21 protein-coding genes are annotated in these 25385 nt (G+C 55.7%); 11 read left to right on the plus strand and 10 right to left on the minus strand.

Translation table 11 applies throughout. The features are described from left to right. Positions 1 to 131: 131 nt before the first annotated feature. The 6 genes from actP to O1V65_RS20465 all read right to left on the minus strand — a co-directional run bounded on the left by actP (position 132) and on the right by O1V65_RS20465 (position 7571). Complete coding sequence (gene actP / locus O1V65_RS20440; RefSeq protein WP_017493020.1) at positions 132 to 1790, minus strand: cation/acetate symporter ActP; 1659 nt, start codon at positions 1788 to 1790, stop codon at positions 132 to 134. Continuing rightward, positions 1787 to 2098, minus strand: a complete 312-nt coding sequence (locus O1V65_RS20445) for a DUF485 domain-containing protein (protein WP_017493021.1) — start codon at positions 2096 to 2098, stop codon at positions 1787 to 1789. The genes actP and O1V65_RS20445 overlap by 4 nt, the downstream gene beginning before the upstream one ends. 54 nt (positions 2099 to 2152) lie before the next feature. Beyond that, on the minus strand, positions 2153 to 4114 hold the full coding sequence (gene acs / locus O1V65_RS20450; protein ID WP_017493022.1) for an acetate--CoA ligase: 1962 nt from the start codon (positions 4112 to 4114) through the stop codon (positions 2153 to 2155). A gap of 122 nt (positions 4115 to 4236) precedes the next feature. Next, a complete protein-coding gene (locus tag O1V65_RS20455; protein ID WP_227955670.1) occupies positions 4237 to 5268 on the minus strand; it encodes a S66 family peptidase in 1032 nt (343 codons plus the stop codon). Between the two features lie 104 nt (positions 5269 to 5372). Next, a complete protein-coding gene (locus tag O1V65_RS20460; RefSeq protein ID WP_084912665.1) occupies positions 5373 to 6845 on the minus strand; it encodes a sensor histidine kinase in 1473 nt (490 codons plus the stop codon). A gap of 3 nt (positions 6846 to 6848) precedes the next feature. Further along, a complete protein-coding gene (locus O1V65_RS20465) occupies positions 6849 to 7571 on the minus strand; it encodes a response regulator transcription factor (RefSeq protein WP_269129976.1) in 723 nt (240 codons plus the stop codon). Positions 7572 to 7729: 158 nt separating this feature from the next. Between O1V65_RS20465 and O1V65_RS20470 the strand changes: the two genes are divergently transcribed. The 6 genes from O1V65_RS20470 (at position 7730) to O1V65_RS20495 (ending at position 15310) form a co-directional block, all read left to right on the plus strand. Further along, positions 7730 to 8350, plus strand: a complete 621-nt coding sequence (locus O1V65_RS20470; RefSeq protein ID WP_017493026.1) for a cytochrome b/b6 domain-containing protein — start codon at positions 7730 to 7732, stop codon at positions 8348 to 8350. 7 nt (positions 8351 to 8357) lie between these two features. Further along, on the plus strand, positions 8358 to 9152 hold the full coding sequence (locus tag O1V65_RS20475) for a molybdopterin-dependent oxidoreductase (protein ID WP_084912666.1): 795 nt from the start codon (positions 8358 to 8360) through the stop codon (positions 9150 to 9152). Positions 9153 to 9212: 60 nt separating this feature from the next. Then, positions 9213 to 9443: a pentapeptide MXKDX repeat protein gene (locus tag O1V65_RS20480; protein ID WP_017493028.1), complete on the plus strand. Its 231-nt coding sequence runs from the start codon at positions 9213 to 9215 to the stop codon at positions 9441 to 9443. A gap of 230 nt (positions 9444 to 9673) precedes the next feature. After that, positions 9674 to 11065, plus strand: coding sequence for an enterochelin esterase (gene fes, locus O1V65_RS20485; protein ID WP_084912667.1), 1392 nt, complete (start codon positions 9674 to 9676; stop codon positions 11063 to 11065). Beyond that, a complete protein-coding gene (locus O1V65_RS20490) occupies positions 11052 to 11261 on the plus strand; it encodes an MbtH family protein (protein ID WP_017493030.1) in 210 nt (69 codons plus the stop codon). Before fes ends, O1V65_RS20490 begins: the two co-directional genes overlap by 14 nt. A 113-nt stretch (positions 11262 to 11374) precedes the next feature. Then, positions 11375 to 15310, plus strand: coding sequence for an enterobactin synthase subunit F (locus O1V65_RS20495; RefSeq protein ID WP_269130536.1), 3936 nt, complete (start codon positions 11375 to 11377; stop codon positions 15308 to 15310). A gap of 36 nt (positions 15311 to 15346) precedes the next feature. Here the strand turns inward: O1V65_RS20495 and O1V65_RS20500 are convergent, their stop codons facing one another. From O1V65_RS20500 to fepD, 3 genes are read right to left on the minus strand one after another with little or no spacing between them, the layout of a single operon-like run. Beyond that, complete coding sequence (locus O1V65_RS20500; RefSeq protein WP_017493032.1) at positions 15347 to 16147, minus strand: ABC transporter ATP-binding protein; 801 nt, start codon at positions 16145 to 16147, stop codon at positions 15347 to 15349. Next, positions 16147 to 17178: an iron-enterobactin ABC transporter permease gene (gene fepG, locus O1V65_RS20505; RefSeq protein ID WP_017493033.1), complete on the minus strand. Its 1032-nt coding sequence runs from the start codon at positions 17176 to 17178 to the stop codon at positions 16147 to 16149. Before fepG ends, O1V65_RS20500 begins: the two co-directional genes overlap by 1 nt. Continuing rightward, complete coding sequence (gene fepD, locus O1V65_RS20510) at positions 17175 to 18221, minus strand: Fe(3+)-siderophore ABC transporter permease (protein ID WP_017493034.1); 1047 nt, start codon at positions 18219 to 18221, stop codon at positions 17175 to 17177. The genes fepG and fepD overlap by 4 nt, the downstream gene beginning before the upstream one ends. A gap of 196 nt (positions 18222 to 18417) precedes the next feature. Between fepD and entS the strand changes: the two genes are divergently transcribed. Continuing rightward, positions 18418 to 19680, plus strand: coding sequence for an enterobactin transporter EntS (entS, locus tag O1V65_RS20515; protein ID WP_269129977.1), 1263 nt, complete (start codon positions 18418 to 18420; stop codon positions 19678 to 19680). A 44-nt stretch (positions 19681 to 19724) separates the two neighbouring features. Here the strand turns inward: entS and fepB are convergent, their stop codons facing one another. Further along, entirely contained in the window at positions 19725 to 20690 is a 966-nt protein-coding gene (gene fepB, locus O1V65_RS20520) for a Fe2+-enterobactin ABC transporter substrate-binding protein (protein WP_017493036.1), read from the minus strand. A gap of 190 nt (positions 20691 to 20880) precedes the next feature. Between fepB and O1V65_RS20525 the strand changes: the two genes are divergently transcribed. From O1V65_RS20525 to dhbA, 4 genes are read left to right on the plus strand one after another with little or no spacing between them, the layout of a single operon-like run. Next, positions 20881 to 22083, plus strand: coding sequence for an isochorismate synthase (locus tag O1V65_RS20525; RefSeq protein WP_269129978.1), 1203 nt, complete (start codon positions 20881 to 20883; stop codon positions 22081 to 22083). 29 nt (positions 22084 to 22112) lie between these two features. After that, positions 22113 to 23741 carry a (2,3-dihydroxybenzoyl)adenylate synthase gene (locus O1V65_RS20530; protein ID WP_269129979.1) on the plus strand — a complete coding sequence of 543 codons (1629 nt, stop codon included), beginning with the start codon at positions 22113 to 22115 and terminating at the stop codon, positions 23739 to 23741. Between the two features lie 3 nt (positions 23742 to 23744). After that, a complete protein-coding gene (locus O1V65_RS20535; RefSeq protein WP_084912672.1) occupies positions 23745 to 24608 on the plus strand; it encodes an isochorismatase family protein in 864 nt (287 codons plus the stop codon). Next, a complete protein-coding gene (gene dhbA / locus O1V65_RS20540) occupies positions 24608 to 25366 on the plus strand; it encodes a 2,3-dihydro-2,3-dihydroxybenzoate dehydrogenase (RefSeq protein ID WP_269129981.1) in 759 nt (252 codons plus the stop codon). Before O1V65_RS20535 ends, dhbA begins: the two co-directional genes overlap by 1 nt. The last annotated feature ends 19 nt before the right edge of the window (positions 25367 to 25385 follow it).

The following is a 25385-nucleotide window of genomic DNA, read 5'->3' on the forward strand; positions in this document are numbered from 1 at the left end:
TTTTGTTGCTTGCAGCGGCCCGAAGGGGGTATGGCGAAGTCATGCATAAACTGCCAGCCATCAAATAAAGAACAAAAAGCCCTCAGTCTCGCGACTGAGGGCTTCTTTTTTGGAGAATTTTTGGGCGTTATCTAGTGCTTACTGCTCTGCGAAATGCCAATACCGGTCTGAGAACGTACAAACTGCGGCCAAAAAAGCTCTCTTTCCCGCTGTCCTTCTGCCGATTTATCGGTAATCGAAAAGAACCAGATGCCGACAAAAGCAACAATCATCGAGAACAGTGCAGGGTATTCATACGGGTAAATTGGCTTGGCGTGGCCCAGAATCTGTACCCAAATTGTCGGGCCAAGGATCATCAAAATGACCGCAGTGAGCAACCCTAACCAGCCTCCAATCATCGCCCCGCGCGTAGTCAGTTTGGACCAATACATCGACAGTAAAATAATCGGGAAATTACAGCTTGCCGCAATTGAGAACGCCAATCCGACCATAAACGCAATATTCTGTTTTTCAAACAAAATACCCAGTGCGATCGCGACGAAACCCAGCACCACTACGGTAGATTTCGACACCCGCAGCTCGGCTAATTCAGTTGCCTTACCGTCCTTCATGACGCTGGCATAAAGGTCATGAGAAACCGCAGAAGCGCCTGCTAACGTTAATCCAGCGACAACGGCCAGAATTGTCGCGAAGGCCACCGCCGAGATAAAACCGAGGAAGAAACTGCCGCCAACCGCGTTAGCCAAATGCACCGCTGCCATATTGTTACCGCCGAGCAGGACACCACTGGCATCTTTGAAGGCAGGATTGGCGCTGACCAGCACGATAGCACCGAAGCCGATAATAAAGGTCAAAATATAAAAATAACCAATAAAACCAGTGGCATAGAACACACTTTTGCGGGCTTCCTTGGCATCATTCACCGTGAAGAATCGCATCAGTATATGCGGTAGGCCAGCGGTACCAAACATCAGTGCCAGCCCGAGGGACAGTGCCGATATCGGGTCAGATACCAACCCTCCCGGACTCATGATCGCTACCCCTTTCGGATGCACGGCAACCGCCTGAGAGAAAAGCGTATTAAAGTTAAAGCCGACCGACTTCATGACCATAATTGCCATGAAAGTTGCCCCCGCCAGTAGCAGCACGGCCTTGATGATTTGTACCCAAGTGGTGGCCAGCATGCCACCAAAGAGAACGTACAGCACCATCAGAATACCGACCAATACCACGGCCACTAGATAGTTCAGCCCGAACAGCAGTTGAATCAGCTTACCCGCACCGACCATCTGTGCAATCAGATACAGTGCGACGACAACCAGCGAGCCGCAGGCCGATAGAGTACGAATCGGTTTCTGCTTCAGGCGGTAGGAGGCTACGTCAGCAAAAGTATACTTGCCCAGATTGCGGAGACGTTCGGCGATAAGAAACAGAATGATCGGCCAGCCAATCAGAAAACCAATTGAGTAGATAAGTCCATCATATCCCGAGGTGTAAACCAGCGCGGAGATGCCAAGAAAAGATGCGGCAGACATAAAGTCGCCCGCGATAGCCAGACCGTTTTGCAGGCCCGTAATCTGCCCACCTGCGGTGTAATAGTCCTGACGAGAGCGGGTGCGTTTAGAAGCCCAATAGGTGATATACAGCGTCGCGCCCACGAACAGCACGAACATGATGATAGCTTCAACGTTGAGCGGCTGCCGTTTAACTTCACCGCCAACGCCCTCAGCGGCCCAGGCGGTAGAGCTCAACGCCAGAGAGGCCAGAACGCCCAGACGACGCGCGTTCATGGTTGCACCTCACGGATGATATCGGCCGTCAGACGATCAAACTCGCCGTTGGCACGAAACACATAGATTCCGGTCAGTACAAAAGAGATAACAATCAGCCCTACGCCAACCGGGATCCCACGGGTGATGGTCGCACCGGCATACAGCGGCGTGCCCAGCCACCCGGGTTCGAAGGCGATAAGAAAGATGAAAGCAACGTACAACAACAGCGTAATGCCAGAAAGCAGCCAGGCGAACCGGCTGCGTTTTTGCACCAACTCTTTAAAGCGCGGGTTACTTTCAACCTTTTGATAAATGAGATCATTCATCTACACCACTCCTATGAGGCATTGATTGAGTTCACCGCGCTGAAGCGGTGAAAATTATGACGACGCTTTCATTGATTGTTTTTCTTCCAGCAGTTTATCGACCACGCCAGGATCGGCGAGGGTAGAAGTATCTCCGAAGTTAGTGGTGTCGCCAGCGGCAATCTTGCGCAGGATACGACGCATAATCTTGCCCGAGCGGGTTTTTGGTAATGAATCGGTCCAGTGAAGAATATCCGGTGTGGCGATCGGCCCTATCTCTTTACGTACCCAGTTACGCACTTCGGTATAGAGCTCTGGCGACGGTTCTTCACCGTGATTCAGCGTGACGTAGGCATAAATAGCCTGCCCTTTGATGCTGTGTGGGAAGCCAACCACGGCCGCCTCGGCAATTTTTGGATGTGAAACCAGCGCGGACTCGATTTCCGCCGTGCCCAGACGGTGACCGGAGATGTTCAGCACGTCATCAACGCGGCCGGTTATCCAGTAATAGCCGTCTTCGTCACGACGCGCGCCGTCGCCGCTGAAATACATATTTTTGAAGGTTGAGAAATAGGTCTGCTCGAAGCGCTCGTGGTCGCCGAATAGCGTACGCGCTTGTCCCGGCCAGGAATCGGTGATAACCAGATTACCCTCGGTTGCACCTTCCTGCGGATTGCCCTCGTTATCGACCAGCGCAGGCTGCACGCCGAAGAATGGACGGGTCGCCGAACCGGCTTTCAGCTCGGTCGCACCCGGCAGTGGGGTGATCATAAAACCGCCGGTTTCGGTCTGCCACCAGGTATCAACGATAGGGCACTGGCTGTTGCCGATAGTCTTGTAATACCACTCCCAGGCTTCCGGGTTAATGGGTTCACCCACCGACCCCAGAATACGCAGCGAACTGCGGCTGGTGCCTTCAATGGCTTTATCGCCCTCTGCCATCAGTGCGCGGATGGCGGTCGGAGCGGTATAGAGAATGTTAACCTTATGTTTATCAACTATCTGAGACATACGGTTGGTGGTCGGATAGTTTGGCACACCCTCGAACATCAGCGTAATCGCGCCCACCGCCAGTGGGCCGTACAGCAGGTAGCTGTGGCCTGTTACCCAGCCCACGTCCGCCGTACACCAATAGACGTCGCCAGGGTGATAGTCGAAGACGTATTTGAAGGTCAGGGCGGCATAAACCAGATAACCGCCGGTGGTGTGAAGCACACCCTTTGGCTTGCCGGTCGAGCCGGAAGTGTAAAGGATAAACAGCGGATCCTCAGCCTTCATCTCGGTCGGTGGACACTCAGCCGAAGCGTTGGCGATAACGTCATGCCACCACAGGTCCCGCCCCTCTTTCCACTCACCTTTCTTACCGGTGCGCTGGTAAACAATCACGTTAGTCACACTGACGACGGCAGGATTTTTCAGCGCGTCATCGACGTTTTGCTTCAGTGGAATAGTGCGACCGGCACGCAGGCCTTCGTCGGCAGTAATGACCAGCTTGGCGTTAGAGTCGATAATACGGCCAGATACGGCTTCCGGAGAGAAACCGGCAAAGATGACGGAATGCACCGCGCCGATGCGTGCACAGGCCAGCATCGCGACGGCAGCTTCAGGCACCATCGGCATATAGATAGCCACCACGTCACCTTTGGTCACGCCATGGTCTTTCAATACATTGGCAAATTTACACACGTCTTCGTGCAGCTGCCTGTAGGTCACAAATTTGTTCTCGGCCTTCGGATCGTCGCCTTCCCAGATGATAGCGACCTGATCCCCTCGTTCGGCGAGGTGACGGTCGAGGCAGTTTGCGGCCAGATTCAGCGTACCGTCTTCAAACCATCGAATATCGATGTTGCCCGGTGCAAACGAGGTGTTTTTTACTAGGGTGAAAGGTTTGATCCAGTCCAGCACTTTAGCCTGCTCGCCCCAAAATGCCTCAGGATCCTGCACAGATTGTTGATAATATTGCTGATATTTCTCGGGTGTGATCAGAGTTCGTTCTGCAATAGACGCAGGAATAGGATGCTTGTGGGATTGGCTCATCATTTTTCTCCTTAGGAATACGTTAATACTATGTCAATCAAAGGTTAATTGTAGTTTGCACCCGGGCTTTGTTTAGGTTTTGGGTGGCAGATCACGCAAAGTGGTGACTCGTTAATCAACGGTCATTGATGAATAAGATAAGGTGAAATTAATTCAATCTTATTGCTCTCAAAATCGATCTGAATTTGGCTGCCTAACGGGAGAGTCAGCATCGGATGTGTGTGGCAACAGTCAAAGCCATCGACCAGGGGAGGAACGCGGTCACCGAGCACCTCAAGTAATACGTCTACCGGACGACGCCCGGTAGCGGAATCATTAAATCCCTCGTGTTTTCCCAGCAAAATGGCGGCAACGCGGTCGAAAACGCCGTTAATTTTCAGCAGAGAGAACGCACGCTCGACGGTCGCAATATCCTTCAGGCTGTCTTCAATCAATAAAATATCGCCCTGTCCGATCTCCGGCATATACGGACTGCCCCAGATACCAGACATCGTATTCAAATTGCCGCCTAGCACTCTGCCGGAAACTTTCCCGTTACCCAGGAAGCGGCAGTCGTTGTCATAGCACTGTTTAGGACGTTCGGGCACCAGGTTATCCCAGTTGAGACGTTCGTCGCTCCAGAAAGGCGGTAAGGGATAGGCGTAAGGCAAGGCGGGTGGCGTGACCAGTATCTGTGCGAAGGAATCCCAGGTGGTATCAACCAGAGGAGGAAACTCGCCGAAGGAGGCGACCAGCGCGGGACCGTAAAAAGTAATCAGCCCCGTTTGGGCATAAATGCCGAGCAGCAGCGCGGTGGTGTCCGAATAGCCGATAATAATTTTAGGATCGGCCTCAATCGCCTCATAGTCGAGGTAGGGCAGCAACGAATTGCTGTTCATGCCGCCGATAGTCGACATCACGCAGCGTACCTGCGGATCGCGCAGCAGCTGATTCAGCTCTTCTGCCCGCTCCTGTATCGATCCCGCGCGGTAGAAGTCTGCCTTATGCGTCAGCTGTCCCGCTTTTAGCCTGAAGCCCTTGCTCTCAACGAACTGCCTGGCGCGCGCAAACCGGTTCGGGGCGGTGACGGTGACAGGGGAAGAGGGCGAAAAAAATCCAATCGTTTCGCCTGGGTTAAGTGGCTGAGCTAGCAACGTTTTTGAAGGCGTATCCATCGTCGTCTCTCCTGACGTATAAGGGAGACTTACCATCGCTTATTCGTTGCACTTCCTCAATCAAAATGATTCACGGCACTTATACAATGCATAAAACATCGGCGTTAAAGTGGCACCGAAAATTCAAAACAGGCACCTTTGCCGGGCTGCTCAATCAGCGCAATATTGCTGCCGTGTAATTCGAGTATTCGTTTTACGATCATCAAGCCTAAGCCGCCGGCTCGTTTTCGACCGGTACTCAAAATGGAGGGGCGAATGAACAAGTCTTCTTTCAGCTCTGCGGCAATGCCCGGTCCGCTGTCGTTAAGTTGAACCACTACCTTCTCTTTCTGCTGCCAGAGACGAATCTCAATGGTGCCGTAATCGGGGGTGAAACGAATGGCGTTATCCAGCAGATTAGTCATAACACGCTCTATCAACGCCAGGTCGGCATTCACCAAAGGGATGCCTGGCGAGATATCCGCACGAAGGATCAGATGACGTGTCTCTGCGGTGAGCTCAAACTTCTGATACACGTCCTGAACCAACTCGCCCATCGAAAAGGGTTCTTTTTGCGGTTTGACCACACCATATTCGAGGCGCGCCAGTTCAAAAAGCTCTTGAGCTAGACGGCCAACCTTTCTGCTCTGCACCAGCGCAATGTTCAGATAACGGTTTCGCTCCTCGTCGCTTAGCTGCTCTGATTTGACCGACAGCGTTTCCAGATAACCATGAAGGGAGGTTAACGGGGTACGCAAATCATGCGAGATGTTGGCGATAAACTCCCGCCGCTGCTGGTCCTGACGGGTGAGCCTTTGCCACTGTTCGTCAATGCGCTTGGCCATCTTGATAAACGCCTGTTGCAGCAGAAAAACCTCGTCACGCGGGCCTTGGGGGGAGGCAATCGTTTTAGATAGCTGTTGCACAGCCTCCATCCCGCCGCTGTCCAGATTGCTGACCTGCTCGGTCAATCGGCGGATGGGACGCGTCACCCAACGAAAGGCGATGGCACCGGCCACCAATCCAAATAAAATAACCAGCCCCATTGAACGCACCGCCATCAGCACGGCCCAGTGAAACTGGGCGTCTTTATCCAACGCGGTAACCTCGTCGCCCAATAATACGATATAGACGTACCCCTGCACCTGCCCATTGTCGATCAGTGGGGCGGCACTAAAGACCTGGAGTGAAGCGCTGTCTGCGCTTCGTGGGTTGTCGCCATAGACCGGCATTTTGGCACCCTGCAATAACGCCTGCACCGGCTGCAAATTGACCTGCGTCCTTTTTACTGACCCTTTGGGTGCCGCATCGCCAATAATTTTTCCCTGTTTATCGAGGAGATAAACCTCAACGCTGGGGTTGACCGCCATCAGTTGATCGAAAAGCGTGTGCACCGAGGCATTATTTAATCCGTTCTGACTCAGCAGGGGATTGCTCTCGGCGATGTGTTTGGCCAGATTCTGCGAAAGGCGTTGAATAACCGCCTGGCTATATTGATTGCTCGACCGTACCTGCAAATACCCTGAGATTGAGCCGCAGGCGACCAGCAGCACAATAAAAACCAGCGTTAACCTCTGCGATAGCGTCATATTTTTCACGGTTTACCCCTGGTTTTCATCGCTGGAGAGCATGAACTTATAGCCCATACCCCATACGGTCAGGATCCTTTCTGGCTCGGCAGGGTTGGCCTCGATTTTGATGCGCAGGCGGTTGATATGAGTGTTCACCGTATGCTCATAGCCTTCATGCTGATAGCCCCATACCTGATTAAGCAGGCTGAGGCGTGAGAATACTTTTCCTGGATTCCTGGCAAAGAAATAAAGCAGGTCGAATTCGCGAGGTGTGAGCTCGATACTCTGCTGATTAAGCAGCACTTCTCTGGAAATGGGATCAATAACCAGCCCTTTAAAACTCAGCGTGCCTGCATCCATTTGCAGATTACGTCCCATCGCTTCCTGACGGCGGAATAATGCTTTAACGCGAGCAACCAACTCCAGCATAGAAAATGGCTTGGCGAGATAGTCGTCGGCCCCAAGTTCCAGCCCGAGTACGCGATGCACTTCGCTCGAGCGTGCGCTTATTATGATGATTGGGGTATAGCGCGTCATATTGCGCGCCCTACGGCAAATCTCGAGCCCGTCGATGCCCGGCAGCATTAAATCGAGAATTAACGCATCCCATCCCCCTTTTTCCAGCAGCGCGACGCCCAGATTGCCATCGGGCGCATGGGTTATTTCATAACCTTCGTCAGTGAGATGAAGCGTCAGAAGTTCAGCAATATTACTGTCGTCTTCGACAATCAGGATCTTTTTATTCTTTTCCATTACTGGCCCTGAGGTGGTTAAAACCTGTGCATTACCTTGCAGTCTACACAAGGTCATCCGTTGGAGTTATCACATTTTATTTAACTTTGCGTGAGGTCTTGGGGAACAAATCGGCTTAATACTCTCCCCATCGAAACCGCTGAGTCAGGGAGTGCATGATGGCACTGCATACCACACCTTTACTGCCCGCAGGACAGCAAAATATCCACGCCTTATGGCTGCGTTTAGCGCATTGGATCAATGCGTTGGCAATATTGATTATGGTCACCAGCGGATGGCAAATTTATAACGCCTCGCCGTTGTTCGACTTTGAGTTTTCGAAAACCATAACGCTCGGCGGCTGGCTGGGGGGCGCCATTCAATGGCACTTTGCCGGGATGTGGTTATTCGGCATAAACGGCCTTTTTTATCTCCTGATGAACGTTGCCACCGGCCGATTACAGAAAAAATTCTTTCCGGTAACCCCGCGCGCACTGTGGGACGATCTTCTTGCCGCCGTGAAAGGCAAGCTGGCGCACAACGATTTACGTCATTACAACACGGTGCAGCGCGTTGCTTATCTGTTCGTCATGGCAGATGGCGTCCTGTTGGTGGTCTCCGGGCTGGTGGTGTGGAAATCGGTGCAGTTTCCATTATTAAGAACCTTGATGGGCGGGTTTGATGCTGCTCGCTACGTACACTTTTTTGCCATGTCAGCGATGGTCGGTTTTGTCGCCGTCCATTTAATTATGGTGATGTTGGTACCCAGAACATTACTGGCAATGCTGCGCGGACGCTGAGGCCATCATGAGAAAAAAAGACAGCAAAATCATTATTCCGAATGCCGATACGCAGGACGTGATCCATGAGGCTCAGCGCTTGATTGCTCGTAAGCTCGGGTCAACCTCCCGCCGCCATTTTTTGCGACAGGGCCTGACGCTTGGCGGGATGGTGATGCTCACGGGCTGTGATATCAGCGATAACAGCAGTGTGGAAAAGGCCTTGGTTGCAATTTCCGGCTTTAACGACAGAGTACAGGCGTGGCTCTTTGGCGCGGATCGTCTGGCACCGGAATATGCCGAATCGATGATAACTCGCCCCTTTCCTTTTAACGCCTTTTACGGCGAAGAGGAGGCTCCAGAGGTGGATGCCCAGACTTACCGTCTGCAGATAGCGGGCAATGTATTGGACAAATCCAGTTGGTCGCTGACTCAACTTTATCAGATGGCTCAGGTCAGCCAGATAACCCGTCATATCTGTGTAGAAGGCTGGAGCGCAGTCGGTAAGTGGGGAGGGGTTCCATTTTCAACTTTCTTGAAGCTGGTCGGTGCGGATCTCAATGCTAAATACGTGAGCTTCAAATGCGCTGATGACTATTACACCAGCATTGATATGGCGACTGCGCTGCATCCCCAAACGTTGCTGGCATTGACTTATGACGGTCAGATTTTGCCGCGTCAGTATGGCTTCCCTATGAAATTAAGAATGCCGACCAAGCTTGGCTACAAGAATCCAAAACATATCAAGGTGATTGAGGTGACTAACGCCTATCCCGGCGGATATTGGGAGGATCAGGGGTACAACTGGTTTGGCGGTAGCTAAAGACGAATTCTGAATGACCCTGCACACTCCGTGCATTTTCTTACCTTAGAAGGAAATACTATGAAAAAGTTAATCGCTGTTTTGATCTCTTCAACATTGATGTTGGGCATGATGGGCGCACACGCTGAGGATGCGATGAAAAAGCCAGTGGTCAAGAAAGACAGTATGGGGATGTCTAAAGACGCGATGTCTAAGGATTCTATGTCCAAAGATTCTATGTCCAAAGATTCGATGTCTAAAGGCAAGATGAAGAAAGATGAAATGAAGAAAAAATCTGCGATGAGCCAATAGGTTCGCCTCGACTGACTCCGTGTGTTTGGTACGCGGAGTCAGAATTAAGCCTAACAATATCCCCTCAAAAACTAACACTGCCAGCAAGTTACCCGCGTTAGCGTCAATCCTGCACAAAACATCACGCCGTTATTTTCATGGTTGGTTACACGCTATTGCAAATGAAAATAATTATCAATACTATTCTCTGTACCGTTTAATGTTTTTGAATCATAACAAGAGTAATTGTTTTGAAACCAGATTGTTTAGACAGGCTGTCGACATCAGCGAGCGAAACGCTGTTAAACAGCAAGCATGCAGGGAGCAGCGGTTGGTGGCTGGAAGTCGCTCGACGGGGTACGCCCTGGATAGAGCCCTCCGGTGAGGGGCGATGCAAAGTCACCTTCTTCTGGCGCGATCCGCAGGGGAGTGAATTTACCTCCGCCTACAAACGGGTCTGGATCAACATTAACTGTCTTACCGATCACCATCAGTCATCGCCGCCTCAAAGCCTACAGCGCCTGAGTGGAACCGACGTCTGGCACTGGCAAATCGAACTGAAATCCGACTGGCGCGGCAGCTACAGCTTTATCCCGAGCGTCGAGGACCGCGGTGTTCCCGATGATGCAGAAGATGCGTTCGGCCGTATGTTTGCGGTGCGCAGCTGGTGGAGAAGCATTTTTGCCAGCGCGAGCCATGATCTACTGAATCCAACTCGCAGCTGGCCCGGTGCGAAGGGCCACGCGCTTTCCGGCGTAAGCCTGCCGGATGCACCTGCCCAGCCTGCCTGGCAAGATTTTGACTGTTACGCCACCTCCAGCGGACTCTGTATGCCCGCACCGCCAGCTAAAATACAGCGTTATCAGTGGAATAGCTCTCGTCTTGGCAATGAGCGCAAGGTGTGGATCTATACCACCGGTGAAAGTGAGAACCCCGCATCGCGCCCGTTGGCTATCCTGCTCGACGGCCAATTCTGGTCGCAGAAAATGCCGATTTGGGAACCGCTGATGCAGCAAACGGCGCAGGGAAAATTGCCCGAAGCGGTGTACGTGCTGATTGAGGCGATCGACACCCAGCACCGCAGCGAAGAGCTCACCTGCAACCCTGATTTCTGGTTAGCCGTGCAGGAAGAGCTGCTGCCGGAGGTCGCGAGCCTGGCGCCTCATACGCGCAGCCCGTCCAAAACCGTAGTCGCAGGGCAAAGCTTTGGCGGGCTGTCGTCGCTGTACGCCGCGCTTCACTGGCCGCAACGCTTTGGCTGCGTGCTGGCACAGTCCGGCTCATTTTGGTGGCCGCGTCGCGATATGCTGCAGCGCCACACGGTGCCCGAAGACGCCTGCTGGCTGCCAAAACAGGTGCAGCAGGGACTGGGGCAGAACGCCGCACTCAGAATATTTATGGAGGCCGGTAGGCATGAAGGCCTGATTCATCAGGTGAACGACAGCCTGGTCAACATTCTGCAGGACTCCAATCACAGCGTGCATTACCGCATCGTTGAAGGCGGACACGACGCGCTGTGCTGGCGCGGTGGATTGGTTGACGGCCTGCAGGCGCTTTGGGCCGAGAAATTCATCGCTCGTCAGCCCTCTCTCTCTTTTTCATTAAATTCAATCAAGTCAGGAGCTCAGCATGGAAAAGCTTAACCCCTTCGATGACGAAAATCAGCGCAGTCTGATCCTGGAAAACGAGGAGAAGCAGTTCAGCCTGTGGCCGGATTTCAGCGAAATTCCTGCGGGCTGGCAGCCGATTTTTGGGCCGGCATTGCGCGCTGATTGTATCAGCTGGCTGGAAAGCCATTGGCAGGATATGCGTCCCGCCTCGCAGCGCGCCGCTTCATAAGCTATTTATCAGGAGTACTTAGGGTGCAAGACGTGACTTCGAAGCGACAGCCAGTGAAGGCTGAGACGCCAAACAAACAGAGTTCAAAACCACATTCTTCCAGCCGCGATATGATGCCGCTGGTGGCCGCACAGCCGGGTATCTGGGTTGCAGATCAACTTTCTCCCCACGATAACGCCTATGCCGTTGCTCACTATATCGAGCTGACCGGCTCGCTCGAGCGCGAGCACATGAGTGAGGCCATTGCTCAGGGGCTGGCGGAGGCTGACACGCTGCGTATGCGTTTTGAAGAGCAAGACGGCGTGCCGATGCAGTGGTTTGACGCGACGGCGACGATCCCTGCCGTGGAGTGGGTCGATCTTTACGATCGTGCGCGGTCAAAAGCGGCATCCGGGCAGCAAACTGCTGAAAGTCAGGAGTCGGCGGCGATCGCGCTGATGCGTCAGGATCTCAATGGCGCTCTGCGTGTGGCCGACGGACAGCCGCTGTTGCGCCACATACTGATCCGCGTGGGGGAGGATCGTTGGTTTTGGTACCAGCGTTACCACCATGCGATCGTGGATGCCTACAGCTTCACCGCCATCGCTCGCCGCATCGCTCATCTCTATACCGCCCTGTGTCAGCAGCAACAGCCCGAGGAGACGCCGTTCGTGGCTTTCCGCGAGGTCGTGGAAGAGTATCAGCAGTATGAGCAATCCTCCGTCCGTCAGCGCGACAGGGAGTTCTGGCTTGAAAAGGCACGTCAGCTGCCGCCTGCGGCCAGCGTCAGCCCGCAGCCATTGGCCGGTCAGACGCCGTCGACGCATATTTTCCGCCTGTCTCAGGCCTGTTCGCACGAACCGTTTTCTCAGCTCATTGCGGCCGGTGAGGCGCACAGATTAACGCCTTCAGACATGGCGTTAGCGCTGGTTTCGCTGTGGGTCGCACGGTTGAGCGGGCAAAACGAATTTGGTGCCGGATTTATCTTTATGCGCCGCATGGGATCCGCCGCGCTCTGCGCCACCGGACCGGTTATCAACGTGCTGCCGATGGCGTTTAACGTCGCACCACAGAATACCTTGGTCGAGGTGGCCGCTGAGATTGCGCGTGAGCTGAAGATGGCGCGTCGTCATCAGCGCTACGACGCCGAGCAGATCCAGCGCGACGTCGGCAGTATCGGCGATGCCCAGCCGCTTTATGGCACTGTCTTTAACTTCAAGATGTTCGATTTCCGTCTCGATTTCAACGGCATGGAGGGTGTCACGCACGAGCTGGCATCAGGACCGGTTCGCGACCTGGAGATTGCGCTTTATATCGATGAGACGGGGCAGCTTACCGTCGACTTGCTCGCCAACGGCGAACGTTATCAGGCGGACGAGCTGGCTACCCACTTGGCACGCTTGCCGCTGCTGCTCGAACAGTTTGCTGCCAACCCCGCGCTGCGGGTTGGCGATGCCAATATGCTGAGCGCCGATGACCATGCGCTGTTGGCTCGCGTCAACGACACCGCCTTCCCGGTCGAGGAAAACACCCTTAGCCGTCTTCTGGCACAACAGGCCGAGAAAACCCCTGACAGCCCGGCGCTCGCCGATGAGCAGCATTATTTTACCTATCGCGAGACCCGCGAACAGACCCTTGCTCTGGCGCAAAGGCTGGTGGAACAGGGCGTTCAACCCGGAGATATCGTCGCCGTAGCGTTGCCGCGATCCGTATTCCTTTCGCTGGCGCTGATGGCAATCGTCGAGGTCGGGGCTGCTTACTTGCCGATGGACACCAGTTATCCTGACGATCGTCTGGCGATGATGCTGGAGGACGCCTCGCCGCGTCTGATTATTACCGACAACAGCCAGTTGCCTCGCTTCGCCAGCTTCGGCAACGTGATGCTGTACGACGCGCCTCTCAGCATAAGCTCAGATTTACCTCAGAGTTTTAAGGGCGCTTCGCCTCATCATCCGGCTTATCTCATCTTTACCTCAGGGTCGACGGGCAGGCCTAAAGGCGTGGTGGTAGGTCACCAGGCTATCGTAAACCGTCTGCTGTGGATGCAAAACCACTACCCGATGAACGGTGACGACGTCGTACTGCAAAAAACGCCGAGCAGCTTCGACGTCTCGGTCTGGGAGTTTTTCTGGCCGCTTATCGTCGGCGCAAAACTGTTTATGGCCCCGCCGGAAGCGCATCGCGATCCTCAGCTGCTTCAGCAACTGATCGCCTCTCACCGCGTGACCACGATGCATTTTGTTCCCTCGATGCTGGCCGCGTTTGTCAGCACGCTGGAAGAGCCGGACGCAGTGCGCCAATGTGCCTCGCTGCGTCAGGTATTTTGCAGCGGCGAAGCGTTACCGGCCGAGCTGTGCCGCCTGTGGCAGCGTCGGACTGGAGTCGCGCTGCACAATCTTTATGGACCGACCGAGGCCGCCGTTGATGTGAGTTGGCATCCTGCGTGGGGCGAGGCCTTGGCCGCCGTCAGCGGGGCAAATGTGCCGATTGGCCTGCCGGTCTGGAACACCGGTCTGCGTATTCTCGATGCCCGCCTCCAGCCGGTACCACCGGGCGTCGCGGGTGACCTCTACCTGACCGGCGTGCAGTTGGCACACGGCTATCTTGCGCGCCCTGACCTGACTGCCAGCCGTTTCGTAGCCGACCCACAGGGCAACGGTGGACGCATGTATCGCACCGGTGACGTGGCGCGTTGGTTGTCGACCGGCGCGGTAGAGTACCTCGGGCGCAGCGACTTCCAGCTCAAAATTCGTGGACAGCGTATCGAGCTGAGCGACATAGACCATGCGCTGCTCTCATTGCCTGGCATCGCGCAGGCGGTGACGCATGCCCTGACCCTGGGTCACGTAGGGCAGGATGCGACCGGCGGCGATTCTCGCCAGCTGGTGGGGTACCTGGTTGCTCAGCCCGACGTGCGCCTGGATCCCGAGGCGCTGCGCCAGGCGCTAACCGGCCTGTTGCCGCCGCATATGGTGCCGGTGGCGTTGGTCGAGCTGCCGACGCTGCCGCTGAGCGCCAACGGTAAACTGGACCGTAAAGCCCTGCCGCAGCCGGAATCTGCGCAGCAGACCCAGGGACGTGAGCCGGAGCCGGGACTGGAGACGATGGTAGCCGAAACGGTTGCAGCGTTGCTGGGCCGTGAAACCGTGTTCGCCGACGATGACTTTTTTGCACTCGGTGGCCACTCACTGCTCGCGATGCGCCTCGCCGCCCAACTGCGCCGCGAGCTGAGTAGACCGGTCACGGTAGGGCAGATTATGGTGGCCTCCAGAATTGAACAGCTTGCGGCGTTACTGAGCGAAGAGCAGAGTCAGGCTGAAGCCGATAACTGTGGATTCGAGGCGCTACTGCCGCTGCGCAGCGGCACCGGACCCACGCTGTTTTGTTTGCATCCGGCATCCGGTTTCTCTTGGCAGTTCAGCGTGTTGCCACGCTATATCGACCAGCAGTGGTCGGTGGTCGGCATCCAGTCGCCGCATCCGGATGGCCCGCTATGCACCAGTCAGAATATGGACGAAGTGTGCGACGCGCATCTGCAAACCGTGCTGAGCGTGCAGCCGCACGGGCCTTATCACTTCATCGGCTATTCGCTCGGTGGCACGCTGGCGCAGGGTATCGCGGCACGCCTTCAGGCACGGGGTGAAGAGGTGGCGTTTCTTGGGTTGCTGGACACCTATCCGCCGGAAACCCAGAACTGGGACGTCATGTTTGATGACAACGTGCTCAAGGAGATCCAGCGCGAAAGGCAGCAGTTTATTGCCGTCTCCGAAGAGGCGTTGGATCCAGACGACGCCGGCGACAAGCACGGCATGTTCGACAAGATCGAGGCCAATTACGCCGATTCAGTACGGCTGCTTTCGGCGACCCACACGGCGCGCTTTAACGGCGAGGCGACTCTGTTTGTGGCGAAACGTACTCTGCAAGAGGGGATGGACGTGCAGCAGACGTGGTCTCGCTACGTGGATGCTTTACGGGTTCATGAGCTGGACTGCGCGCATGTAGATATCGTTTCTCCGGCGTCCTTCAAGGTGCTGGGGCCGATGCTGAATCGGCTGCTGCGTGCGCTGTAGAATAAACAACCCCGCCTGGTGCGGGGTTGTTTTTACCTATTTGCCGTGGCCCAGTGGAATGATCAGCGGGGTATGGGAAATCGGACAGTCGATGATATGACAGCGCAGGCCAAACACCTGCTCTATCAGTTCTGGGGTGACAATATCCGCCGGTGCACCCTCTGCGACAATCTTGCCGTCTTTCATGGCGATAAGATGGCCCGCGTAGCGACAGGCGTGATTAAGATCGTGTAGGACGACGACCAGCGTACGCGCGTTTTGCTGATTCAGCCTGCACATTAACTCCATCAAATCAATCTGATGTGCGATATCCAGCCAGGTTGTCGGCTCGTCGAGCAGCAGCAGCGGCGTCTGCTGCGCCAGCACCATCGCTATCCAGACGCGCTGGCGTTGGCCGCCGGAAAGGTTATCGACCAGCCTGTCGGCAAGTTCATACACGCCGGTGGCGCGCATCGCTTCCTCGACCGCCTGTGTGTCTTCCGCTCGCCAGCGGCTGAAGAGATTCTGATGTGGATAACGCCCTCTGGCGACCAAATCTGCCACGCTGATATCTCCCGGTGCGGTCGAATTTTGCGGCAGCAGGCCCAGCTGTTTGGCGACCTCTTTGGTCGGCATCTCACCGATCATTTTTCCATTCAGCCACACCGCGCCCTTTTGCGGCTGCATCAGGCGGCTCAGGGTACGCAGCAGAGTCGATTTGCCGCAGGCGTTGGGGCCGATAATGACCGTGACTTTGCCCTCAGGGACAGCGACCGACAAATCGCGTGCGACCACCTTTTTCTCATAACCGAGGGTGAGATTTTCTGCCCGTAACGGGGAAAACTGTGCAGTGCTCATTAGCGTCGTGACTCCCGAATGAGTAATACAATCAGATAGATGCCGCCAAGGCTGACGGTAAGCACGCCAACGGGTATTTGGTAGGGCATAAACAGGCGCTGGGCGGTGACGTCGGCGGCCAGCAGCAGTAGAGCTCCGGTCAACGCCGCAAAGAGCAGCGGCTGTTGCTGATTGGCACACAGACGGCGAGAAATCTGTGGGGCAACCAGCGCGATAAATGAAATCGGTCCGGCGACGGCGGTCGCCGCAGCAGTCAGCGAAACCCCGGTCAGCAACAGCAGCAGGCGCGAACGTTCGACCGGTACGCCAAGCGCAGAGGCCGTGTCGTCGCCCATTTCAAGCAGCCGCATTCTTCTGCACAGCATTTGCGCCAGCAGCACGGCAACAACGATGACGCCGATCGCAGGGAGACTCTTCTGCCAGGTGATGCCGTTGAGCGAGCCGGCGCTCCATAAACCGGCGGTCAGCGCCGACTCCAGCGAGGCATTGATGATGAGCCAGGTATTGGTGCCAATCAGCAGGGCGCGAATGGCAATGCCGACCACGATCAGCCTGAAAGTCTGCACGCCCTTACGCCACGCCAGCCAGTAAATCAGCAGGCCAGTAAGGATGCCTCCCGCCATGGCACCGGCGGTTATTTCGCTGATGCTGCCGTTGAACAACACGATAGCGATCAGCACACCGCTGTAAGCACCGGTGTTAAAGCCGATGACGTCGGGGCTGCCGAGCGGATTTCGCATCAGTGACTGAAATATGGCACCGCTAATGCCCAGTGCTGCGCCCAGAACCAAGGCCATTGCGACACGGGGTAAACGCCATTGGGTGACAATAACCGACAGATTTTTCGGGCCTTCACCGCGCAGTGCATCAATCACCTGATGGGCACTGAGCGAGAGCGTGCCGCTGCCAAGCGCGTAGACGGCTAACAACACGCAGCCCAGCAGCAGCGCGAAGGCGGTCAGCAGCGGGCGTGCGAGGCGTGATTTTGGGGGCGTCAAACGCGGTGAGTTCAGGGCGGGATCCATGCTCATCCTCGGCTCAGTCCGTCAGGGCGGCGTACCAGCCAAATCAGCATCGGCGCGCCAATGAAGGCGGTAACCACTGAAACCCGCATCTCGCCCACCACCAGAATTCGACCCAGCAGGTCGGCGGCCAGCAGCAGCGACGGCGTCAGCACCAACGTCCAGGGCAGCATCCAGCGCGGATTGGCGCGCGAAAGACGACGGGCAATGTGCGGCATCATCAGACCGACGAAGCCTATCGGGCCGACAGCGGCCGTCGCACTGCCACAAAGCAAAGTTATCGCCAGCAGGCCGGTGAGCTGCGTCAGAGCGATGCGCGTGCCCAACGCGGTGGCCAATTCGCTGCCCAGGGTCAGATTATTAAGCGAACGACTCATCAACAGCGTCAGCAGGCTGGCAAAGAGAATGGGCGGAGCGACGGTGCGGATAACGGCCATGCTGCGTATGTCGAGGGTACCGGCCTGCCAGAAGCGCAGCTGATCGAAGGCCTGTGGATTAAGCAGCGAAATACCCGAAGACATGCCTTCGAGCACCGCGCCGAGTGCCACACCGGCCAGCGTGAGACGGACAGGATTGATGAGTCCGCGTCCTAGCGCACCTATCACCGCGACCAGCAGTGTCGCTATCATCGCACCGCCAAATGCGTACCACAGATAGTGGTTGATATCGGTGGCGCCAAAAAAGGCGATGCCGATAACTACCGCAAAGCTGGCACCCCAGTTGACGCCAAGAATGCCAGGATCGGCCAGAGGATTGCGGGTGAGAATCTGCATCAGCGCGCCTGAAAGCCCGAGCGCCATTCCCGCCAGAATGCCCGCTAGCGTGCGCGGCAGACGAGCGTCGAGCACTATCACACAGTCGGCGTTGCCACATTGCCCCTTTAACGCTGTGATGACCGTATCAAAGGGGATAGATTTTTCCCCCACTGACAGGCTGAGAACTATCATCAAAAGGAGCAGCAGGAGAGCCACGAAAATACCACCCAGCTGGCGTGAGACAAGGAAAGAAGGCGGTGAGGTATTAAGTGCGGTGGCATGGGTCTGCCGAGACATAAGCTCTATCCATTTTTTATCGAAACGGTCCATCGATTCGAACCAATGATGTAATGTTAATGATATTTATTATCGTTATCGCTTGTATTTGTATATGTTAGCATGACTCATCGATCTGTTGCAGCATCCACGCTTGCGGATCCGCTACACCGCCATTTTGGCTACGATTCAAATGACTTTTGGTATAAAAACTTGCATGGATAAGCCCTCTATTTTATTGAATTTTAGTTTACTGAAAACGCACCCTGACTTCCGGTCAGTATTCTGTGCACGCTTTATTTCTATTCTGGCGCTTGGCCTGCTCGGCATTGCTCTGCCGGTGCAGATACAGGCGTTAACCGGCTCTACCCTGCTGGTGGGGCTGGCGGTAACGCTGGCGGGGAGCGGGATGTTTGTCGGGCTGCTGATGGGCGGCGTCATGGCCGACCGCTACGAGCGCCGCCGGTTGATTCTTTTTGCCCGATCCACCTGCGGTCTCGGTTTTGTCGGTTTGTGCGTTAACGCTGCCATGCCTTCTCCTTCGCTGGCGGTTATTTATTTCCTGTCCGTCTGGGACGGCTTCTTTGGCGCAGTGGGCGTGACCGCGCTGCTGGCCGCAACGCCTGCGCTAGTGGGGCGTGAGAACCTGGTGCAGGCGGGGGCCTTGAACATGCTGACCGTGCGCTTCGGCTCGATCCTTTCGCCTGCCATCGGCGGCCTGATCATCGCCAGCGGCGGCGTAGTGTGGAACTATGGTCTGGCGGCGCTCGGCACGCTGCTGACGTTGCTGCCTATCCTGCAATTGCCGCAGCTCGCACCGCCGCCGCAGCCGAGGGAACATCCGCTGCGGGCGCTGATGAGCGGATTCCGCTTCCTGTTGCAGAACAAGATTATCGGCATGGTGGCGCTGATTGGTGCGCTCTTGACGATGGCCAGCGCGGTTCGCGTGCTCTATCCGGCGCTTTCCGGGCAATGGCACGTTGACCCGTCGCGGCTGGGATTAATGTATGCAGCGGTTCCTTTGGGGGCGGCCATTGGTGCCTTTACTAGCGGTCGGGTGGCCGGCGTGGCGCGTCCCGGCTGGATGATGCTGATGACCGCCATTGCCTCATTTATTGCCGTCGGCCTGTTTAGCCTGATGCCGTGGTATAGCACTGCGCTGCTGTGTCTGGTGATTTTTGGTTATCTGAGCGCCATCAATTCTTTGCTGCAATATGGGCTGATTCAGCGCCTGACGCCAGATGAGTATTTAGGACGAATCAACGGATTATGGACGGCGCAGAACGTCACGGGTGATGCGTTGGGCGCGCTGCTGCTTGGCTCGATGGGGTCTATTATGCTGCCCGCCGTTAGCTCGGCGAGTTTTGGGCTGGGTGCGGCGATCGCTGGCATCGTATTGGCCTTCTTTATGCGTGCACTGCGCAACGTCAGCCAGGGCGAGGTGGGAGCGGTTCAAAATCTGACGCGTTCGGTGAAGTAACGTTAACCGCGGGCCAGCGTCAAACTCCGGCCCGCTGCGCAGTTTTAGTGACTGCTAAACTGTTTTTCTAACTGCGTTAGCACATTGCTGGCGCTGTAGTAATCCAATCTGAAAGTATCATCACCTAACGCATAGACCTGCTTGCCTTGTACCGCAGGCAAGTGGCTCAAGAACACGTTTCCTTCCACACGCTGCACGTCATTTTTATCGCCAGCAAACAGCAGCAGCGTTTTGCCGTTCAGGCCGGCCGCCATATTTTCCCCTGCTAACTGCAGGATATCCTTACGCACGCCCTGCGACTGGCCGCTAGCAGCATTGGCCGGCGGTTGTGCGAGCGTAAAGCCCAACTGTTGCAGCATCTGCCCCTGTGGGGAAGCCGGTGTCCACAGATTGGCCGCTTTACCGTCTGGACGATAAACCAAGGCAGAAACCGGCTGTGGCGGCAGGTGAATGCTCGCCTTCACCGCTTTCTCACGTGCGTCAAAGCGGGCAACCGCTTTGGCGGCCTGGTCCTCCTTGCCCGTCGCCTGGCCTAACTCCTGCGCCAGCTCCTGCCAGCTTTTATCGTCGTAGTTGACCACCAATACCGGCGCAACGGCCGACAGCTGGTCGTAAAGTTTTATCGCCGAGTCACCGCCGGTGGCGGCCACGACGATCAGATCCGGCGCAGCTCCGGCGATCGCTTCAGCATTGGGTTCACCGATATACAGGCGCTGCACGCCGCGCTGTTTGGCGACGTCACCCCATTGGCGGAAAAAACCCTGAGCGTCGGCGATTCGCGTGTTTGGGCTAGTCGCTCCACTAGCAACAACGGGGGCATCAATAGCCAAAAGCGTGCCGGTCACGGTCACGCTGGTGGAAACAATGCGCTGTGGAGCGTGCTGGAGCGTAATCGTACCCCGCGAGGTTTTAATCTCCCTCGGCCAACCGTCAGCGGCGTGGGCCGAAGCCGTTAAAGTAAAAAATACTCCAAAAATTACTGCCAGTTGGCGAAAACCTGTCCACTTCATTTTCAAAACCTTAAATGTGAGTAACTGCCGGTTTCAGTCGGTTGCGAGCAATACCAGAGCGGATGAATCGTGCCGGACTGAATTCTCGCGCATTGACACTGATAAATGCATAACGTACTTTAAACATGTTTAAATACAAATGATAATAATTATCATGAGAATTATCATTATATCACGTAGGATTATACAGATGGATACTGTGTTGAAAACGTTCGATTTTGCCGATGGGCAGCAAGACCTTGAAAGCGTAAACGTTGCCGAACTTTCCCCTACCTCGGGCTTTTTCTTTACCTCGCCATACCGAAGTCTTAGTACGGAAGGTTGTCTGGTCAAAATTTCAGAACCTGCTGCCGATGGCGACGTTATGGGTGGCAAGTTCCAGCAGGCCATTGAGGCCGCTTTTTCCGACGCACGTGCGGCAGGCATAAAACACCCTGTACTGTGCGGCGCGATTCCCTTCGATAAACGCCAACCTTCGGCGCTTTTCGTGCCACAGAAGACCCGCTGGCTCGCGCGCGATGCCGCGATGTCCATCGCCACGCAGGCCGAATCTTCTTTGCCAGAGATCCTCACCAAAAACGAATTGCCTGGGCAAGACGTGTTTATGCAGATGGTCAGCGATGCGGTGCAGGCGATGAACGACGGAAAGCTGGACAAAACGGTGCTGTCGCGTCTGCTCGAGATAAAAACCTGTGAGCCGGTGGCGCGTCCGGCGCTGCTGAGTCGGGTTGTCAGTCAGAATCCAAACGGCTATCACTTCCATGTCCCGCTCGAGAAGGGGGCGCTGATCGGTGCGAGCCCGGAGCTGCTGCTGCGTAAACACGGCAATAAGTTCCACTCCAATCCGCTGGCCGGTTCCACCCGCCGAGAGAGCCATCCGGAAAAGGATAGGGAAGTCAGCCGCGCGCTGCTTGAGTCTGGTAAAGACCTTTATGAGCATCGCATCGTCACTGAAGGGATGGGTAAGGTGCTGAAGAGCCGCAGCCGTGCCCTGGATATCCCGTCTTCCCCTGAATTGCTGAGCACCGCGACGCTCTGGCACCTCTCGACGCCGATTAATGGTGAAGTCCAGGACGCGCAGGAGAACGCATTGTCGCTCGCCTGCCTGCTGCACCCGACGCCTGCGCTGTGCGGGACACCAACGTTGGTTGCCCGAGATCTGATAGAACAGCTTGAACCTTTCGATCGTGGGCTATTCGGCGGGATCGTCGGCTGGTGTGACGATCGTGGCAACGGTGAGTGGGTTGTCACCATTCGCTGCGGCACGGTCAGCGACGATCGGGTGCGCCTGTTTGCGGGGGCGGGCATTGTTCCCGACTCCTCACCCGAATCCGAGTGGCGCGAAACTGGCGTCAAACTCAATACCATGCTGCGCGCATTTGGTCTGAATTAACGACAGAAACTGACGTTCGAGAAAATACTATGAGCATTGCCTTTACCGCTTGGCCGGAGAATCTTGCACGGCTTTACCGCGAACGCGGTTACTGGATTGATAAACCCCTGATCGACATCTTGACGCGTCAGGCCAATAACGACCACGTCGCGATGATTGATGCGGCGGGCAGCATGACCTATCGCGAGCTTGAGAAGCAGTCCAATCAACTGGCGGGCGCCCTGCGCCGCCGCGGACTGACCTCGGGTGACACCGCGCTCGTTCAGCTTGGCAACGTAAACGAATTTTATGTCGTGTTCTTTGCGCTGCTGAAAATTGGAGTGGTGCCGGTGAATGCACTGTTCAGCCATCAGCGTACCGAGCTCCAGTCCTATGCCAGCCAAATCAAGCCAGCCCTGCTGATTGCCGACCGCAGTCATGCACTGTTTGGCGACGATGCCTTCCTTGATACGTTTCTGGGTCAGCACCCGTCCTTACGGCAGGTTGCGCTGCGCGGTGCGCAGTCGGAAGAACAATCACTGGCGGCGTGGATTAGCGAACAGCAGGCAACGTTTACTGCCTCGCCAACCGCCGCCGATCGGGTCGCCTTTTTCCAGCTTTCGGGGGGCAGCACAGGTACGCCGAAGCTGATTCCACGGACCCATAACGACTACTACTACAGTATTCGCCTGAGCGTTGAGGTGTGCCGATTCAATAGCGAAACGCGTTACCTCTGTGCGCTGCCGATTGCCCACAACTATCCGATGAGCTCACCAGGTGCGCTCGGTGTGTTTTACGGTGGCGGTCAGATGGTGCTGGCGGCGGATCCGAGTGCGCTGGTGTGCTTCCAGCTGATTGAAAAGCATCAGATTAATGTAACGGCGCTGGTCCCTCCTGCGGTTACGCTATGGCTACAGGCCATTGAAGAATGGGGCAGCAACCAGGCGCTGAGCAGCCTTAAGCTGTTGCAGGTCGGCGGCGCCAAGCTGGGGGAAACGCTGGCGGCACGCATTCAGAATGAGATTGGCTGCCAGCTACAGCAGGTATTCGGCATGGCAGAAGGGTTGGTGAATTACACCCGTCTGGATGATGACGAGCAGCATATCCTGACCACGCAGGGCTATCCGATGTCACCGGACGACGAGCTCTGGGTCGCCGATGAACAGGGTAATCCTTTGCCAGCCGGGCAAGTCGGTCGCCTGATGACGCGTGGCCCATACACCTTCCGCGGCTACTACAACAGCCCTGAACATAACGCTGAATCCTTTGATGACAACGGTTTCTACTGTTCTGGCGATCTGATTTCACTGACTGAAGATGGTTACGTGAAGGTTGAGGGGCGTCTGAAGGACCAGATAAACCGCGGTGGCGAGAAGATTGCGGCAGAAGAGATTGAGAATCTGCTGCTGCGCCATGCTGACATCGTCAATGCGGCGCTGGTTTCCATGCCCGACGAGCTGATGGGCGAGAAGAGCTGTGCGTTTATCGTCTCGAACGTCGAGCTGAAATCTCCCGCTTTGCGTCGTCATCTGCGCGAGCAAGGCATAGCCGAATTCAAGCTGCCTGACCGCTTTATTCGCGTCGAACGGCTTCCGCTGACCCCGGTCGGCAAAATAGATAAAAAGCTTTTGCGCCAAACATTTGAAGCGCAATCACCGATCAAGACTTCTGGAGAATAAACGATGGCCATTCCAAAACTCGATTCTTATGCGCTGCCGACCGTTGCCGAACTGCCGACCAACAAGGTGCAATGGGAGCTGGAACCCTCGCGTGCTGCGCTGCTGATTCACGATATGCAGCAATACTTCCTCAATTTCTGGGGAGAGGATAGCCCGCTGGTCAAGCAGGTTGTTGAAAATATTGCCAACCTTCGCAGCTACTGCAAAGCGCAGGGTATCCCGGTATTTTACACCGCTCAGCCAAACAATCAGAGTGATGAAGACCGTGCGCTGCTTAACGACATGTGGGGACCGGGGCTGAATAAGCACCCTGAACAGCAGGCAGTCGTTGCTGCACTGGCACCGGACGAAGACGACCAGGTGTTAGTAAAATGGCGTTACAGCGCCTTCCACCGTTCGCCGTTGCAGGAAATCTTGCAGGAGACCGGCCGCGACCAGCTGATTATCTGCGGCGTCTACGCGCATATCGGTTGTCTGACGACGGCTATCGACGGCTTTATGCGTAATATTCAGCCGTTCATGGTGGCCGATGGTCTGGCCGACTTCTCGCGCGATGAGCATCTGATGGCGCTTCGTTATACTGCGGGCCGCTGCGGCCGCGTGGTAATGACCGAAGATTTGGTGGGTGCCAAAGGTGAAAGCATTAGCCTTGAGCAGCTGCGCCGTGAAATCTTGCCGTTGCTCGACGAAGACAGTGAAGATTTGGATAACGACGACAACCTGATCGACTACGGTCTCGATTCTGTTCGCATCATGGCGCTCGCGACGCGTTGGCGTAAAATTCGTGAAGACATCGACTTCGTGGCGCTGGCCAAAACGCCGACCCTCAATGGCTGGTTCAAGCTGTTGTCGGGAGAGAAGGCCTGATGGATAACGCGTTGGAATTTGCCAACAAGCGCGTCTGGGTCACTGGCGCGGGGCAGGGTATTGGCTACACGACCGCGCTGGCATTCGTTAAAGCGGGCGCTGAGGTGGTTGGCTTCGACAAGCATTTTAACGAGGGTGATTATCCTTTCCGCACCGAGGTGCTTGATGTCACAGACGCCAAGGCGGCGCGTGAAGTTTGTCAACGGCTGCTGGCCGAGCGTGACGGGCTTGACGTACTGGTCAACGGCGCGGGTATCCTGCGCATGGGCGCAACCGATGAGCTGAGTGACGAGGACTGGCACGACTGTCTCGCGGTTAACGCTGGCGGAGCCTTCAACATGTTCCGTCATACGCTGCCCGTATTTCGTCGTCAGAAGCGGGGTGCGATCGTCAGCATTTCCTCAAACGCTGCCCACGTTCCGCGTATCGGCATGTCGGCCTACTGTGCGTCAAAGGCCGCACTGCGCAGTCTCTGTCTGAGTGTGGGACTCGAGATGGCACCGTTCGGCGTGCGCTGTAATCTGGTCTCACCCGGTTCAACGGATACCCCGATGCAGCGTGGCATGTGGACCTCACCGGAGAGCGAACAGCTGACCATCGCTGGTTTTCCTGAGCAGTTCAAGCTCGGTATCCCTTTGGGCAAGATTGGCAAGCCGCAGGATGTCGCGGAGGCGGTATTATTTATGGCTTCGGACCGTGCGGGGCATATCACCATGCAGGATATTGTTATCGACGGGGGAGCGACGCTGGCTGCCTGAATATTATTGTTCGTTTCTG

This window comes from Rouxiella badensis, from assembly GCF_026967515.2.
Classification (GTDB): Bacteria; Pseudomonadota; Gammaproteobacteria; order Enterobacterales; family Enterobacteriaceae; genus Rouxiella; species Rouxiella badensis.

Coding starts and splice junctions, on each gene's coding strand:
- actP (WP_017493020.1), bottom strand. CDS start 1,790: ATGAACGCGCGTCGTCTGGGCGTTCTGGCCTCTCTGGCGTTGAGCTCT.
- O1V65_RS20445 (WP_017493021.1), bottom strand. CDS start 2,098: ATGAATGATCTCATTTATCAAAAGGTTGAAAGTAACCCGCGCTTTAAA.
- acs (WP_017493022.1), bottom strand. CDS start 4,114: ATGAGCCAATCCCACAAGCATCCTATTCCTGCGTCTATTGCAGAACGA.
- O1V65_RS20455 (WP_227955670.1), bottom strand. CDS start 5,268: ATGGATACGCCTTCAAAAACGTTGCTAGCTCAGCCACTTAACCCAGGC.
- O1V65_RS20465 (WP_269129976.1), bottom strand. CDS start 7,571: ATGGAAAAGAATAAAAAGATCCTGATTGTCGAAGACGACAGTAATATT.
- O1V65_RS20470 (WP_017493026.1), top strand. CDS start 7,730: ATGGCACTGCATACCACACCTTTACTGCCCGCAGGACAGCAAAATATC.
- O1V65_RS20475 (WP_084912666.1), top strand. CDS start 8,358: ATGAGAAAAAAAGACAGCAAAATCATTATTCCGAATGCCGATACGCAG.
- O1V65_RS20480 (WP_017493028.1), top strand. CDS start 9,213: ATGAAAAAGTTAATCGCTGTTTTGATCTCTTCAACATTGATGTTGGGC.
- O1V65_RS20490 (WP_017493030.1), top strand. CDS start 11,052: ATGGAAAAGCTTAACCCCTTCGATGACGAAAATCAGCGCAGTCTGATC.
- O1V65_RS20495 (WP_269130536.1), top strand. CDS start 11,375: ATGCCGCTGGTGGCCGCACAGCCGGGTATCTGGGTTGCAGATCAACTT.
- O1V65_RS20500 (WP_017493032.1), bottom strand. CDS start 16,147: ATGAGCACTGCACAGTTTTCCCCGTTACGGGCAGAAAATCTCACCCTC.
- fepG (WP_017493033.1), bottom strand. CDS start 17,178: ATGAGCATGGATCCCGCCCTGAACTCACCGCGTTTGACGCCCCCAAAA.
- fepD (WP_017493034.1), bottom strand. CDS start 18,221: ATGTCTCGGCAGACCCATGCCACCGCACTTAATACCTCACCGCCTTCT.
- entS (WP_269129977.1), top strand. CDS start 18,418: ATGGATAAGCCCTCTATTTTATTGAATTTTAGTTTACTGAAAACGCAC.
- fepB (WP_017493036.1), bottom strand. CDS start 20,690: ATGAAGTGGACAGGTTTTCGCCAACTGGCAGTAATTTTTGGAGTATTT.
- O1V65_RS20525 (WP_269129978.1), top strand. CDS start 20,881: ATGGATACTGTGTTGAAAACGTTCGATTTTGCCGATGGGCAGCAAGAC.
- O1V65_RS20530 (WP_269129979.1), top strand. CDS start 22,113: ATGAGCATTGCCTTTACCGCTTGGCCGGAGAATCTTGCACGGCTTTAC.
- O1V65_RS20535 (WP_084912672.1), top strand. CDS start 23,745: ATGGCCATTCCAAAACTCGATTCTTATGCGCTGCCGACCGTTGCCGAA.
- dhbA (WP_269129981.1), top strand. CDS start 24,608: ATGGATAACGCGTTGGAATTTGCCAACAAGCGCGTCTGGGTCACTGGC.